This is a genomic window from Alcanivorax xiamenensis (assembly GCF_009846745.1).
Taxonomy (GTDB): domain Bacteria; phylum Pseudomonadota; class Gammaproteobacteria; order Pseudomonadales; family Alcanivoracaceae; genus Alloalcanivorax; species Alloalcanivorax xiamenensis.
In genome coordinates, this window is the sequence record NZ_AQPF01000034.1 from 1 (window position 1) to 13685 (window position 13685).

The 13685-nt window shown below is 61.2% G+C and carries 14 protein-coding genes; 9 read left to right on the plus strand and 5 right to left on the minus strand.

Annotation, left to right across the window (positions count from 1 at the left end):
• The first annotated feature begins 215 nt into the window (after window positions 1–215).
• The 4 genes from dctP to A6D6_RS16155 all read left to right on the plus strand — a co-directional run bounded on the left by dctP (window position 216) and on the right by A6D6_RS16155 (window position 3738).
• The gene (dctP, locus tag A6D6_RS16140; protein ID WP_133492281.1) at window positions 216–1259 is read left to right on the plus strand and encodes a TRAP transporter substrate-binding protein DctP; all 1044 of its coding nucleotides are present in this window, start codon (window positions 216–218) and stop codon (window positions 1257–1259) included.
• A gap of 85 nt (window positions 1260–1344) precedes the next feature.
• Window positions 1345–1896 carry a TRAP transporter small permease subunit gene (locus tag A6D6_RS16145; protein WP_133492280.1) on the plus strand — a complete coding sequence of 184 codons (552 nt, stop codon included), beginning with the start codon at window positions 1345–1347 and terminating at the stop codon, window positions 1894–1896.
• Entirely contained in the window at window positions 1893–3203 is a 1311-nt protein-coding gene (locus A6D6_RS16150; protein ID WP_097058289.1) for a TRAP transporter large permease, read from the plus strand. The genes A6D6_RS16145 and A6D6_RS16150 overlap by 4 nt, the downstream gene beginning before the upstream one ends.
• A 112-nt stretch (window positions 3204–3315) precedes the next feature.
• The gene (locus A6D6_RS16155; protein ID WP_133492279.1) at window positions 3316–3738 is read left to right on the plus strand and encodes a VOC family protein; all 423 of its coding nucleotides are present in this window, start codon (window positions 3316–3318) and stop codon (window positions 3736–3738) included.
• A gap of 157 nt (window positions 3739–3895) precedes the next feature.
• Here the strand turns inward: A6D6_RS16155 and A6D6_RS16160 are convergent, their stop codons facing one another.
• Window positions 3896–5134 carry a dienelactone hydrolase family protein gene (locus A6D6_RS16160; protein ID WP_159661286.1) on the minus strand — a complete coding sequence of 413 codons (1239 nt, stop codon included), beginning with the start codon at window positions 5132–5134 and terminating at the stop codon, window positions 3896–3898.
• A 124-nt stretch (window positions 5135–5258) separates the two neighbouring features.
• Between A6D6_RS16160 and A6D6_RS16165 the strand changes: the two genes are divergently transcribed.
• Window positions 5259–5822, plus strand: a complete 564-nt coding sequence (locus tag A6D6_RS16165; protein ID WP_133492277.1) for a gamma carbonic anhydrase family protein — start codon at window positions 5259–5261, stop codon at window positions 5820–5822.
• Between the two features lie 7 nt (window positions 5823–5829).
• Entirely contained in the window at window positions 5830–6519 is a 690-nt protein-coding gene (locus A6D6_RS16170; RefSeq protein ID WP_159661287.1) for an alpha/beta fold hydrolase, read from the plus strand.
• On the opposite strand, the gene A6D6_RS16175 is transcribed toward A6D6_RS16170, so the two are convergent.
• From A6D6_RS16175 to A6D6_RS16185, 3 genes are read right to left on the minus strand one after another with little or no spacing between them, the layout of a single operon-like run.
• On the minus strand, window positions 6516–7862 hold the full coding sequence (locus A6D6_RS16175) for an ATP-binding protein (protein ID WP_201303814.1): 1347 nt from the start codon (window positions 7860–7862) through the stop codon (window positions 6516–6518). The genes A6D6_RS16170 and A6D6_RS16175 overlap by 4 nt on opposite strands.
• Complete coding sequence (locus A6D6_RS16180) at window positions 7859–8536, minus strand: response regulator (protein ID WP_159661288.1); 678 nt, start codon at window positions 8534–8536, stop codon at window positions 7859–7861. Before A6D6_RS16180 ends, A6D6_RS16175 begins: the two co-directional genes overlap by 4 nt.
• 55 nt (window positions 8537–8591) lie before the next feature.
• A complete protein-coding gene (locus A6D6_RS16185) occupies window positions 8592–9194 on the minus strand; it encodes an outer membrane beta-barrel protein (RefSeq protein ID WP_133492274.1) in 603 nt (200 codons plus the stop codon).
• Window positions 9195–9327: 133 nt separating this feature from the next.
• Here A6D6_RS16185 and A6D6_RS16190 point away from each other — a divergent pair, with 133 nt between their 5' ends.
• Entirely contained in the window at window positions 9328–9645 is a 318-nt protein-coding gene (locus tag A6D6_RS16190; protein ID WP_159661289.1) for an antibiotic biosynthesis monooxygenase family protein, read from the plus strand.
• Between the two features lie 235 nt (window positions 9646–9880).
• On the opposite strand, the gene A6D6_RS16195 is transcribed toward A6D6_RS16190, so the two are convergent.
• Window positions 9881–11506, minus strand: coding sequence for a long-chain-fatty-acid--CoA ligase (locus A6D6_RS16195; RefSeq protein WP_133492272.1), 1626 nt, complete (start codon window positions 11504–11506; stop codon window positions 9881–9883).
• A 242-nt stretch (window positions 11507–11748) separates the two neighbouring features.
• Here A6D6_RS16195 and A6D6_RS16200 point away from each other — a divergent pair, with 242 nt between their 5' ends.
• Together A6D6_RS16200 and A6D6_RS16205 are read left to right on the plus strand one after the other, a co-directional pair.
• Window positions 11749–12576, plus strand: a complete 828-nt coding sequence (locus A6D6_RS16200) for an arylamine N-acetyltransferase family protein (protein ID WP_159661290.1) — start codon at window positions 11749–11751, stop codon at window positions 12574–12576.
• A 93-nt stretch (window positions 12577–12669) separates the two neighbouring features.
• Complete coding sequence (locus tag A6D6_RS16205; protein WP_133492270.1) at window positions 12670–13581, plus strand: recombination-associated protein RdgC; 912 nt, start codon at window positions 12670–12672, stop codon at window positions 13579–13581.
• Window positions 13582–13685 lie beyond the last annotated feature (104 nt).

Genomic DNA, 13685 nt, shown 5'->3' on the forward strand with positions numbered 1-13685 from the left:
TTTCCAGCAGCAACGCGGTGGCGTAAAGATCCCAGATGGGCTCTTAGTCGCGGAAATGAAATAAGACAAAAGTGGGTATGGTGATGAGGGATCCTGTGTTAAATTTGCGCGGATTCTCATTATTTTGATCGCCTGTTTCGCTATGCGGAATGGCTATCGTTTTGACCCAAACCGGTGGCGCTCACCACCCGAGAAGAAAAAGCAGGAGAACTAGAATGGTTCTGTTAGCACAACTCCGTAAGCATCTGGTCACGGCCGCCGCCGCGGTGGCGGTGGCAACCAGCGCTGTTTTGCCCTCCCTGGCCTCCGCCGATGATGTCATCAAGTGGAAGGTTCAATCCCACTGGCCCGGTGCCAGCAGTTCCTACAAGGACAGCCTGGAGCGCATCAAGCGGGTACTGGAAGAACGCACCGGCGGCCGTCTGCAACTGCAATTGTTTGAATCTGGTGCCCTGTTCAAGCCCAATGAGACCTTCAATGCGGTCAGCCGGGGCATCATTCAGATGGGCACCATCTCCCCGGGCTACGCTCAGGACAAACTGAGCCTGGGCGGCATCGCCTCTGGCCTGCCTTTCGCGTTCCACAATGTGTGGGAAGCGGTGTACTTCCATAAAAACATGGGGTTCGAGGACAAGCTGCGGGCGGAAGCCGCCAAGTACGGTGTGTACTATTCCACCGACAAGATCTACCCCACGGAAATGGTGATCAAGAAGCCGGTGGAAAGCTGGGATGACTTCACCAAGCTGAAGATCCGTTCTTCCGGCGCGTTGCAGAAATTCCTCACCGAAGCCGGTGCCGCTGCCTCCTATATCCCCGGTGGCGAACTGTATCAGGCGTTGTCCACCGGCGTGGTCGACGGTGCCCACTGGGGCGCCTCCCAGGGCGCGAAGAGCATGGGCCTGTACGAAGTGGCCAAATACCACGTCAAACCGGCTCTGAACATCGCCGGCACCGACGTCTTCATCGTCAGCCAGAAAGCCCTGGACAAGCTGCCGGAAGGCATGGCCAAGATCGTCAAGGATGCCTTGGAAGAGCAGTTCTGGCTGCGCACCAATGAGTATCTGTACCAGGAACGGGTTTCCCTGGCCACGGCGATGCGTGATGAAGGCGTGCAGGTCAACACTCTGCCCGACGATGTGCAGAAACGTCTGACCGCCACCGCCCAGAAGACTTGGGACAAAGAAGCCGAGCGCAGCCCCGAGGCGAAAGCCATCGTGGAAGAACTGCGTGGTTTCCTGAAGGACCTCGGTTACCTGTAACCGGTGACCGTCAGGATGATGAGGGCGCCCACCGTGGCGCCCTTTTCTCGTTCCCGCCCTTCACTCGACCTATTGGAGGAGCCCCATGTCCGCGGTTCGAGCGTTTATTAATGGGATCACCTGGCTGAACGACCATGTCGGCCGCTGGGTGTCCTATCTGGTGTTCGCGATGTTCGCGTTCCTGATACTGGAGGTGTTCCTCCGTTACGTGTTCGGTGCGCCCACCGTATGGACCAACGAGCTGACGCAAATGCTGTTTGGTGTTTACGGTGTGCTCGCCGGTGGTTACGTCATGGCGCATAAAGGCCATGTCAACGTGGACTTGTTCCACTCCGCGTTACCGGTGCGGGTGCGCGCGGGCCTGGATGTGATCACCTCGGCGGTGTTCTTTATTTTCGTCGGGGCGTTGCTGTATTTCGGCAGCTCCATGGCGCTGGAATCGATCGAGAGTCTGGAGACCTCCTACTCCGCCTGGAACCCGCCGGTCTGGCCGATCAAGGCCTGCATTCCCCTGGGGGCCCTGCTGCTGCTGTTGCAAGGCCTGGCCAAGTTGCTGCAGGACCTGGGCGTGGCCTTCAATCTGATCGATCCGTCGGAGATCAAGACTCTGGGTGACGAGGAGGAAGACCACCTATGAGTATCGAAATGCTCACCTTGCTGTTCTTCGGCACTCTGCTGCTTTTCGTCTTTCTGGGCGTGCCGCTGACTTTCGTACTGGGCGGTGTCTCGGTGGTGTTCCTGTATTTCACCTGGGGTGCCGACGCTTTCTATATGGTGGCCTCGCAGATCTGGGGCACGATGGAAAGTTCGACCCTGGTGGCGATCCCGCTATTCGTGTTCATGGCCATGGTGCTGGAGCGAACCGGGGTGGCCAAGGACCTCTATCATATGATGCACCTGTGGTGGGGTGGCCTGCGCGGCGGTCTGGCCATCGGTACCCTCGGCATCTGTGCCTTGTTCGCGGCCATGTGTGGTATCAGCGGCGCCGCGGTGGTGGCCATGGGTACCATTGCTCTGCCGTCGATGCTGGAGCGCGGTTACGACAAGAAGCTGGCGCTGGGGGTGATCAACACTGGCGGCGGCTGGGGAATTCTGATTCCGCCCAGCATCCTGATGATCCTGTATTCGTTGATCACCGGGGTTTCCGTGGGTCAGATGTTCGCCGCCGGGGTGTTGCCGGGCCTGTTGTTGATGGTGCTGACGGTGCTGTACATCGTCGTGCGGTGCGCCTTCCAGCCGAATCTGGCACCGGCCTTGCCCAAGGAAGAGCGGGGCAACATGGCGGAGAAGATGCGCGCGCTGCGGGCGGTGATCCTGCCGATCCTGATCGTGGTGATGGTGCTGGGCTCCATCATCAAGGGTATCACCACCCCTACCGAAGCGGCCGCCGTAGGCGTGTTTGGTTCCCTGCTTTCCGCCATCGTCTACCGTAAGCTGACCCTGGGCTTGATGCGGGAAGCGGCTCTGCGCACCTTCAAGCTTACCGGTATGATCATGTGGATCCTGTTCGCCGCCCACGCCTTCAGTGCCGCTTACCAGAGCATGGGCGCCCAGGCGTTGATCGAAGGGCTGATGACGTCGATCCCCGGCGGTCCCTGGGCGATCATTATTTCCATGATGGTGATCGTGTTCCTGCTGGCGATGGTGCTGGATCCCGTGGGTATCATGCTGATCACGCTGCCGGTGTTCATGCCAATCGTACAGAGTCTGGGTTTTGATCCGATCTGGTTCGGCATCCTGTTCGTGATCAACATGGAGATCGGCTATATGACCCCGCCGTTCGGCTTCAACCTCTTCTATTTGAAAGGGGTGGCGCCACCGGATGTCAGTATGCGTGATATCTACTCCTCGGTGATTCCGTTCGTGATCGTGGAGATCATCGGCCTGGCCCTGATCATGATGTTCCCGGAAATTGCCACCTACCTGCCCCAAGCCCTGTTCTAGGGGGCTCCCGGCAAGCTCCCGGCATCCGTTTCAAGGAAAAGCCGGGAGCTTGTCGAATCCGCATCTTCCTGATCGACTCTCTGGTGACGTTAACCCATAAGGAGAGTCATCCGTGAACGTAAATCCCTATCTTTTCTTCCAGGGACAGTGCGAGGAAGCGCTGCGGTTCTACGCTGATCTGCTGGACGGCGAAATTCTGGCGCTGCTGCCGTACGGGCCTGAAGGCTGTAAGGACATGCCCGAGGCGAAACAGGACTGGATCATGCACGGCTGCGTAAAACTGGACGACACCGTGCTGATGGGCTCGGACAGCCCTTCGGACCGGTATCAGGTGCCGACGGGGCTGTCGGTGTCGCTGGAGGTAAATGACCCGGAGCGGGCCGAGCACGTCTTCGCGGCGCTGTGTAGCGGCGGCAGCGTGATCATGCCCATGGAAGCGACGTTCTGGGCGCTGCGTTTCGGCATGGCCACCGACCGTTTCGGTATCCCCTGGATGGTGAACTGCCCGAGCCCGGAGGCCGGCTGCCCGGAATAGTCGGTCTTGCGGACATGATTTCGCGAGCGAGCTCGCTTCCCGCAAAGAAACTACGAGGCCGCTGTGGGAAGCTGCCTTGGCAGCGAACGGGCGTCTAACCACTGCTATCGCCAATGGCGGGGAGGCAGTGGTTCACGGGCCACGATCGGTCGGTGGCTCAGTCCCGGCCCGCGCTCTCCTTCCAGCGTGCCATCAGCGTATTGGAAGGCAGGGATTCGTCCAGCAGCTTGCGGGCGCTGTCCACGCCGGTTACCGGCAGGCCTGCCGGGTCCAGCAGGCCGATTTGCACCAGCACACTGGCCTGGTCCCAGTAGATGTGTTCGTGGCACAGCTTGTCGCCGCGGAAGCGCACCACGCCGAGCATGGGGATTTCCACTTTCCTGCCGGTGGCGGCGACGCCGGGCAGCAGCCAGTCGATTTCCCGGTCGTGGGTGAAGCTGAGCACGAACTCGTCGACGATCTGGCAGGCGCCAATGGTGCGGGAGATCGGCGTCAGCATCATGTCCTCGGGATTGCCGTGGACGAAATGGTGCTGATAGAAGCGGCTCAGCTGCGGATAGCCGACGCCGCCGGTCATGGTGGGAATGTGGTTCACATAGGGTTCGGACACCATGGTGGCCATGGTCGCGGGCACATCGCGCGCGTCGAATTCGTAGCGCACGTGTTCCTCCCACAGGGCGGACAGATCGTATTCGGGGCCGATCTCCCTTTTCAGGGCGGCGATGGTGCGTTCATGCGCCATCTGCGCGGAGGGTTTGTGATAGTGGTCGCCCTTGGGCCGGGCAAAGGCATGATCCACTCCGGGATAGACGAAGGTTTCCAGGCGTGACACGGTGCCGCCCAGGGTGGTGATGATGCGGTTGCGGGCCGCGCTGTCGCAGAAGCCGTCCAACTCGGCGAAATGCAGCACCAGCCGCCCCCGGATCGATCCGGCCTCTTGCAGATGGTTCTCGATACCGACTCCGTAGTAGCCCACGCTGCACGCCACATCGGTGCGGCAGGCGGTCAGATAGGCCAGCTTGCCGCCCAGGCAATAGCCGACGAAGCCCAAACCGTCTCCGGCTACCTCCGGCCGTTGCCGCAGAACGTCCAGCGTGGCGGCGATGTCGTCGATGGCCAGATCCAGATCAATGGTCTGGAACAGTTCGAAAGCGCGACCGAAATCCCGCTCGGTGTAGCCCAGTTCGATGCCGGGTTCGATACGCCAGAACAGATCCGGAACCAGGGTGACGTAGCCTTCCTCGGCGTAAAAATCCGCCAACTCGCGCATGGTGCCGTTGACACCGAAAATCTCCTGACCCAGCACCAGCCCGGGCCCCCGGCCCCCTTCCGGCACGGCCAGATAGGCTCGGAAATGACCGCCGTCGCGGGCCTCGATATCAATGAACTGTCCCATGCTATGCTCCCTGTCGGACCGGCCTGTCCGGTCTCTTTGATAATGCTGGGGTGAACAGGCCCTAAATGTACGCTACGAAATTCCGAATGGTATGAAACCGCAATCAGCATAAGGAGAACAAGCCATGGGGTTCATCGATTCCCGCGCCAACATTCACGACAGTGCCTACGTTCACGAATCCGCTTACCTGTATGGCGATATCACCATCGAGGAAGGGGCATCCGTGTGGATCAACGCGGCGGCGCGGGCGGAAGCCTATGACATCCACATCGGCCGTTACAGCAACATTCAGGATTTCGTCATGATTCACATCGGCAGCGGCTGTGGTACCCGGGTGGGCGAGTACTGTTCCATTACCCACCATGTGACGCTGCATGGCTGCACCATTGGTAACAACTGCCTGATCGGCATCAACAGTACCATCATGGACGGTTGCGTGATCGGTGATAACTGCATCATTGCCGGCCATACCTTCCTCAAGGAAGGCACGGTGATTCCCGATAATTCCATCGTCATGGGCTCGCCCGGCGAAGTGCGCCGTCAACGCGATAACCGCGTCGCCAACCGGGTCAACGCCCTGGCTTACCATCGCAATGCCCGCGCCTACGCCGAAGGCGACCATCGCGCCTGGGAAGACATGGCGCTGTTTCAGCGATTGGTTCAGGAAGTAACGGAAAGCGAGCGGTAAAACGCGCATGAAACTGATGCTGCTGCCGGGGATGGATGGAACGGGGCTGCTTTTTCGCGACCTGCTGACGCATCTGACGTCGCTGGAGTGCGAAGTGATTCCGCTTCCGGACAGTGGGCGGCAGGACATCGAGCGCCTCTCCGATCACATCGCCGGCCAGTTGCCGGATAGCGACTATATGCTGCTGGCGGAGTCCTTTTCCGGGAAGATCGCGGAGCGGCTCCTGCTGCGGGAGGACCCGAACCTCAAGGCGGTTATTTTCGTGGCGTCTTTTCTTTCCAGACCCGGTAGGTTGCTTCCCGGGCTGGCGGCGGCCTTGCCGGTCAAATCATTGCTGGCGCTGCCCGCCTCATCGTTGGGAATTCGATGGTTTCTCATGGGGCGGGACGCTTCCGATGATGCGATTGCCCGGTTCAAACAGACAGTAAGCACGGTGCCGGGAAAGGTGCTTGGGGAACGGCTCAGACAAATAGCGGGTATGCGTTTTGAAGGCCACCAGTTCACTGTGCCGGCGCTGTATCTTCGGCCCCGCGATGATGTTCTGGTAAGGAACGCCACCGAGGAGTTCCAGGCTGCCTTTGCCGATCTGAATATCGTCGAACTCGAGGGGCCGCATTTTATCCTTCAGGCGAGACCGGAGCAGTGCGCGCACAGAATCGCGGAGGCCGTGCGCGGGTGGTTCCCAACTGCCTCCTAGCGAGGAAAGAACAACATGAAGCGGGCGCCGCCGAGGGGGGAATCGTCCAGGGTCAGGGTCGCCGAATAGCTGTCGAGAATGTCCTTGACCACCGCCAGCCCCAGCCCCTGGCCGGGATGGCGGGTATCCAGCCGCTCGCCCCTTCGGAGGATGCGTTCGCGCTGATCCCCGGCGATGCCGGGGCCGTCGTCTTCCACCACCAGGATGTCACCGTCGCTGAGCCGTCGGGCGCTGACGCGTACCCGGCTGAGACAGAGGCGATAGGCGTTTTCCAGAAGATTGCCGAGTACCTCCAGCAGCGCGCCTTGTTCCAGCGGTACCATGAAGTGCTCGGGAACAGCCCGCTCCAGAGTGACCCGCTTCCCATGGTGGACTTTGTCCAGGGCGGTTTCCAGGGTGTCCAGCAAGGGCGCCAGTGCCACCTGGTGACGGATCAAGCCGCTACGACGCAGCGAAGCCCGTTGCAGTTGAAAACCGATCTGTTGGTTCATGCGCTCGATTTGATCGCCCATGATTTCCACCTGCTCGTGATTTTCCCGACGGGAAGACAGCGTCTCGCCCACCGCCTGAAGCAGGCTCAGAGGGGTCTTCAGACCGTGGGCCAGATCCGCCAGGGAATCCCGATAGCGCTCCCGCTGCAGCCGTTCACCGTCGAGCAAACGGTTCAGTGAGCGGGTCAGACGCAGCAGTTCCCGGGGATGGTCTTCGCTGAGACGCTCCCGCTCGCCGCTTTCCACCTGGTCCAATTCTTCTTTCATGCCGCGCAGGGTGCGCAAACCCCAGGTCAGCCCCAGCCACAGCAGTAACAACAACACCAGAAGACCGCCGCCGAGCCAGACATAAAGCTGCTTGCGCAGGCCGGACAGCATGGCGTCATAGTCCCGGGACGGCTGTACGGTGACGATGCTGTAGGCGGCGTTCTCGCCCCGCAGCAAATCAATTTCCATGTCGTAGACGAACAATCTGACGCCGTTGGCGTCGCGAATGCGGTGCAACTCGCGGTTCTTGTCGCCGTCATAACGGGGCAGGTAATCGATGTTCAGATCGTGGGTGGAGGCGGAGCGCCAGAGCAGATGGCCATCGCGGTCATAGATATAGCCGAACAGCTTGTTGTCGAGGAGGGAGAATTCCTCGTCGGGCAAATGATCGGGCATGTGCAAGCGGCCATCTTCCACCCGGGCGGCGGAAATCAGAGTGCTCACATCCGCCGCCAGCCGCTGTTCGATGGTGTCTTCCAGTGCCAGGCTGAACGCCTGCTGCAGGGCCTGTTGCAGGGCAATGATGAACAGCACCGCCAGAGTGGCGGCGCCGAGCATCAGTCGCAGGCGCAGGGAGCGTTTCACCGGCAACGCTCGGTAAACAGATAGCCTTGCCCGCGTACCGTCTCGATCGGCCGGAAGCCACCCGGTTGATCCAGTTTGCGACGCAGGCGCCCGACCAGCACCTCGATCACATTGGGATCGCGGTCCTGGTCATCGGGGTAGAGCTGTTCCATCAGCCGGTCCTTGCTCACCACCTGCTGATGGTGGCGCATCAGGTACTCGAGAATCCGGTATTCATAGGCGGTCAGCCCGAGGCCGTGCCCGCCGACACGGGCCTGCCGCCGATTCAGATCCAGCACCAGGGGGCCGGCCTCGATAGTCGATTGAACGAACCCGGAGGCGCGCCGCAGCAGGGCGTTCAAGCGCGCTTCCAACTCCTCGAACTGGAACGGTTTGACCACGTAGTCGTCGGCGCCGGCGGCCAGCCCTTCCACTTTGTCCTGCCAGTTGCCGCGGGCAGTAAGAATCAAGATGGGAAAATCCCGGCCCTGATTGCGAATCTCGCGAATCAGGTCCAGACCACTCATGCCGGGTAATCCGAGATCGACGATGGCCAGGTCATGATGGTATTCCCTGGCCCGGTACAGCGCCTCCTCGGCACCGGCCACCGCATCCACCACGTGACCCTGCTCGCCCAGACGGCTGTACAGATGGTGGCGCAGTAACGCCTCGTCTTCCACCACCAGCAGTTTCATGGGGCCTCCGATAATGCCTCGCCGGCGTGGAGCCCATGGCACCTGACGGCGCCGATCAGAACCGATAGTTTACGCCGACATAGAACTGCTCGCTGCTGTGCAGATCAGCGCGGCCGGCATTGCCCACGCCGCGTTCCTTCAGCCGCGCGTCGGCGCTGGTGCGCAGGTAGCGGTAGCCGCCTTCCAGCGCCACGTTATGGCCGAGATCCTGAATGATGCCGGCCTGTACACCGCCGGCCAGGCCCACGTCACGATCCCGGTGGAAACCGCGGCTTTCCTGCTCCAGGCTGACCAGGCCGGCGCTGACGCCACCGAACAGTTGAGTCCCTTGATCGCCTACCGGTAGCAGGGCGTCATAGCTGCCAAGCAGATTCTGCTGGCGGAATTTGTACTGGTGCCGGGTATCGGAGGCATAGTCGTACGTGACGTAGACGCGGGCGTTGTCTTCCACGGTGCCGAAACGCGCACCCCAGGTACCGCTGTTGTTGATGGCCCCGTCCAGATCGGGGTCGTTCAACTGCGCGTTCACCGAGTGGGATTTCCGCATGTTGTTACTGGTTTCACCCCAGGTGATGCCGCCGAAATGATCGGCGGCCTGGGCCAGCCCGATAGCCCCGATCAGAGTGCTGCCCAATACCAGTTTGCCGAATGTTTTCATGGCTTTGATCCTTTGTTGCTGACACGGTTTAACGATGCGGCCAGCATAGAGAGGGCACCCTGAACCGGGCCTGTCGTCTTCCTGAACGGAGCTTGAACGGAAGGTAAAAAGTGCGGAAAGAGAGGGCACAGCCATGAAGTTTATTTTCGAAGTGAAAATGAAGCCGGGCTACACGGTGGCGGAGTACGCCGAGGCCTGGATCGAGGCCAGTGAGATCATTCAGCAGGTGCCGGGAGCCCGGGGCACCTACTTGCACCGCAAGATCGGTGAACCGGATACCCTGCTGGCCATCGCGCATTGGGAATCCAAGGCCCGCCGGGACGCCAAGGATGACCGCCGCAGCGAGATCGTGCGCGGTATCCTGGAAAAACACGCCCGGACTTGCGAGATCACCGTGATCGGTGAGTTCGAGGAGCCGGAGTGGCAGGTGCTACCGCCCCGGCGGGATTAGAACAGAAGTAGCGGAGACAATCGGAGGCTACCACGAAGCCGCTGTGGGTGCTTGCGTACAAGCGAATAGCCAACGGCCCGAGGGCATTCGCGGCCAAGGCCGCTTCCCACCGCAATGGGCGACGAAGCCGCTGTGGGAAGCTTGCTTGCAAGCGAATTCTTCACCCTTCGAGAGTACTTCATTCGCCAGCAGGGCTGGCTCTCACGGCGGCTTTTTCGTTCCCGTGAGAGGCGGTTCAGCCCTGGTTCAGCAGGGTATCGCCGAATTCCTCGCGCAGTTTGTTTTTCAGCACCTTGCCGGTGGCATTGCGGGGCAGTTGTTCCACGAACACCACGGCGTCGGGAATCTGCCAGGAGGCTACCTTGCCTTCGAAACCGGCCAGGATGTCCTGTTCCGAGGGAGTCTGACCTTCCGCCTTGACGGCGATTAGCAACGGACGCTCATCCCACTTGGCGTGACGGGCGGCGATCACCGCGGCGTCGGCCAACTCGTCCATGCCCATGGCCAGGTTTTCCAGTTCCACCGAACTGATCCACTCGCCGCCGGATTTGATCACATCCTTGGAGCGGTCCTTGATGGTGAGGATGCCGTTGGCGTCGAGGGTGGCGATGTCTCCGGTGGGGAACCAGCCGTCGCGGTGCGGTGCCGGGGTGTCCACATTGAAGTAGGCGTCGATCACCCAGTGGCCCTGAGCGTAGAGGTTGCCTTGCGCCTCGCCATCGTTGGGCAGGTCGCGGCCATCGTCATCCATGATTTTCAATGCCACGCCGAACGGCGGCCGGCCCTGCTTGGCGCGCACCGCTGCCTGCTCATCCGCTGACAGACTCAGGTGCTTGTGCAGCAGGGTGCTGACCGAGCCGATCGGGCTCATTTCGGTCATGCCCCAGGCGTGCAGAGTGTCGACATCGTAGTCGTCACGGAAGGTGGCGATCATCGATGGCGGGCAGGCGGAGCCGCCGATCACCGTGCGGTTCAGGCTGGGTACCTTCTCGCCGCTCTTCTTCAGGGAGCCGATCAGACCCTGCCACAGGGTCGGTACGCCGGCGGCCAGGGTGACCTGATGTTCGTTGATCAGGTTTTTCAGGCTGTCGCCGTCCAGGTTCGGTCCGGGCAGCACCAACTTGGCACCGACCATGGCGGCGGCGTAGGGGATCCCCCAGGCGTTCACATGGAACATCGGGACCACCGGCATGATGCAGTCCCGCCCGCTGAGCCCCAGGCTGTCGGGCATCACCACCGCGTAGGAATGCAGCACCGTGGAGCGGTGGGAATAGAGCGCGCCCTTGGGGTTGCCGGTGGTGCCGGAGGTGTAGCACAGGCTGGAGGCGGTGTTCTCGTCAAACTCCGGCCAGCGGAAGTCCGGGACGCCCTTGGCCACCAGATCGTCATAGCCGACGATGCCGGGAATCTGCTTTTCCGCTTCCTCGTCCACCGGTCCCATCAACACGATGTGTTTCAGATGATCCAGCTTGTCACGGATGGCGGCGATCAGCGGGAGGAAGGTTCTGTCGATGAACAGGACCTTGTCCTCGGCGTGATTGAAAATGTACACCAGTTGTTCCGGGAACAGCCGGGGATTGATGGTGTGGCAGACCAGGCCGGCGCCGGAGACGCCGAAATAGACTTCCAGGTGCCGATAGTTGTTCCAGGCCAGAGTGGCGGCCCGGTCGCACTGCTCCAAACCCAGTTGCAGCAGCGCGGAAGCCAGCTGACGTGAACGTTGTTCCACCTCGCCCCAGGTGGTGCGGTGCACGCCGCCGGTGGTTTCCACCGAGACGATCTCGGCGTCGCCGTGGTAACGGGCGGCGTGGGTGATCTGGCTGCTGATCAGCAGCGGCTGTTGCATCATTTGGCCAAGCATTGTTGTTCTCCCGGAGCTGGCTTGTTGTTTTTACGGTTTGTTGGTTCTTGGGTGATCAGTCGTGTCAGGGCGCAGGCATTTAGGCGTGATTCGGCCTGTTATTTGAATAAGCCGGGTTGACCTTTTGCGGCGATAGGCAAAAACCGTATGACCGCCGCTTTACCTTAAGCATGGTTGAGGTCCTAGCCTTGACCCCTCCATAGCTTGATGCCCTATCAGACCAAGAGGAAGGAGAGGACGCAATGACCAATCGGGTGGATCTCAATGCCTATCTGGAGCGAATCGACTATCGCGGCCCGCGCACGCCGGGGCTGTCACTGCTGGCGGAACTGCAACGACGGCACATCGCGACCATTCCCTTCGAGAACCTGTCGCCGTTTCTCGGTCTGGAGGTCGAGCTGTCTCCACAGGGGCTGGAACGCAAGCTGATTCACCAGAAAAGGGGCGGTTATTGCTATGAGCATAACCTGCTGTTCAAGAACATCCTCGAACAACTGGGATTTCAGGTCAGTGGTCTGGGCGCCCGGGTACTGTGGGAGCAGCCTTACACGGCGCGGCCGGCGGTGTCCCACATGCTGCTGCGGGTCACCCTGGATGAGGTGGATTATCTGGTGGACACCGGATTCGGCGCCCTGACCCCCACCGCGCCCCTGCGGCTGGATCGTGTGGGCCCCCAGGAGACCGTCCATGAGCCCTATCGCGTGCTGCATCTGAACGATCATTTCCTGCTCGAGGCTTACGCGGGGACGGGCTGGAAAACCCTGTACCGGTTCGATCTGCGCGAGTTGTGGCAGGCGGATTACGAAATGGCCAGCTGGTATCTGTCGCACCACCCGCAATCCCACTTTGTCACCAACCTGGTGGCTTGCCGGGCGGATGCCGATGGCCGCCGGAACCTGAATAACCAGCGCCTGTCGATCTATCCGCCAGGACAGGAGCGTCAGCGGCGGACGCTGAGCAGCGTGGCGGAAGTGCTGGCGGTGCTGGAACAGGAAATCGGGCTGAGACTCCCGGATCATCCGGCCTTGGAGCGGCGGGTGGCGGACTTGCTGGCGGCCGGGGCGGGTTGATGTCTCGCGGTGGATCATCGGTGCTTGAGGCCGCGGCGTCCCTTGGTTAGTGTTGCCGGTTTCCCCCAAAGATCGCCCCGAGAGTAGAACGTTATGTGGATCAAGAATCTGACGGTGTTTAGCGCCAAGGACCCCTTTACCTGGCCGGTGTCGGAACTGGAAGCCCAACTGGAAGGCGCCCGTTGTCAGCCCTGCGGCAGCCAGGCTCCCAGCAGCGAGGGTTTCGTGCCGCCGCTCAAGGGTGAGGAGCGCATGGTGTTCGCGGTGGAAGGGTTCGTCTACTGCGTGCATCAGGAGATCACCCGCTTGTTGCCCGGTCCGGTGATCAAGGAGGAACTGGATGAGCGGGTGGAGCAGATCCAGGAGCGTGATGACCGCCGTGTGGGCCGTAAGGAAAGGGCGGAACTCAAGGAGCAGATTACCTTTGAGTTGCTGCCGAGGGCATTCACCCGCTCCCGCCGCACCGGTGTATTGATCGATCTGGAGCGCGGCCGGATTCTGGTGGACAGTTCTTCCTCCACCCGTGCCGAGCAGGTGGTGTCGGTGCTGCGTGAGGCGCTGGGCTCGTTGCCGGTGACCCATGCCGGCGGTGAAAGCGCGCCCACCACCGCGTTCGCCGGCTGGCTGCGGGATCACCGGCAATTGCCGGAGGACTTCGGTCTTGGTGATCGCTGCGAGTTGAAGGATGTGAAAGGCGAGGGCGCCAGTGTGCGATTTACCGCGGTGGATCTCGGCCGCGAGGAAATCCTGGCCCACCTGGACACCGACATGGTGCCGGTACGGGTGAACCTGTCCTGGAATGACCAGTTGGAGTTCGACCTGACCGACGGCCTGGACCTGAAACGCATCAAGGCGCTGGATCAGTTCCAGGAGAACCTGGACGGCATGGAGGCGGACGATGCCGTGGCGGAGCTGATGGCGCGCATCAGTTTGCAGGGCAACGCCTTGCGTAACTTGCTGGACGGCATCTACCAATACTTTCAGGTAAAAGCCGACGCGGCCTGAAACGGCGCCCGCAATGGCCCGAGCGGACCTGTGCCCACCGTCGCGGGGGCACAACAATAGAACGCTTTGAACCGGGGCGACGACCACCGCGCCGTCGTCCTTGG

Excerpts from the sequence above, each read along its gene's own strand:
- A6D6_RS16190 (WP_159661289.1), top strand. The coding sequence starts at position 9,328 with ATGAAGTTTATTTTCGAAGTGAAAATGAAGCCGGGCTACACGGTGGCG.
- A6D6_RS16205 (WP_133492270.1), top strand. The coding sequence starts at position 12,670 with ATGTGGATCAAGAATCTGACGGTGTTTAGCGCCAAGGACCCCTTTACC.
- A6D6_RS16165 (WP_133492277.1), top strand. The coding sequence starts at position 5,259 with ATGGGGTTCATCGATTCCCGCGCCAACATTCACGACAGTGCCTACGTT.
- A6D6_RS16185 (WP_133492274.1), bottom strand. The coding sequence starts at position 9,194 with ATGAAAACATTCGGCAAACTGGTATTGGGCAGCACTCTGATCGGGGCT.
- A6D6_RS16170 (WP_159661287.1), top strand. The coding sequence starts at position 5,830 with ATGAAACTGATGCTGCTGCCGGGGATGGATGGAACGGGGCTGCTTTTT.
- A6D6_RS16145 (WP_133492280.1), top strand. The coding sequence starts at position 1,345 with ATGTCCGCGGTTCGAGCGTTTATTAATGGGATCACCTGGCTGAACGAC.
- dctP (WP_133492281.1), top strand. The coding sequence starts at position 216 with ATGGTTCTGTTAGCACAACTCCGTAAGCATCTGGTCACGGCCGCCGCC.
- A6D6_RS16180 (WP_159661288.1), bottom strand. The coding sequence starts at position 8,536 with ATGAAACTGCTGGTGGTGGAAGACGAGGCGTTACTGCGCCACCATCTG.
- A6D6_RS16160 (WP_159661286.1), bottom strand. The coding sequence starts at position 5,134 with ATGGGACAGTTCATTGATATCGAGGCCCGCGACGGCGGTCATTTCCGA.
- A6D6_RS16150 (WP_097058289.1), top strand. The coding sequence starts at position 1,893 with ATGAGTATCGAAATGCTCACCTTGCTGTTCTTCGGCACTCTGCTGCTT.
- A6D6_RS16195 (WP_133492272.1), bottom strand. The coding sequence starts at position 11,506 with ATGCTTGGCCAAATGATGCAACAGCCGCTGCTGATCAGCAGCCAGATC.
- A6D6_RS16200 (WP_159661290.1), top strand. The coding sequence starts at position 11,749 with ATGACCAATCGGGTGGATCTCAATGCCTATCTGGAGCGAATCGACTAT.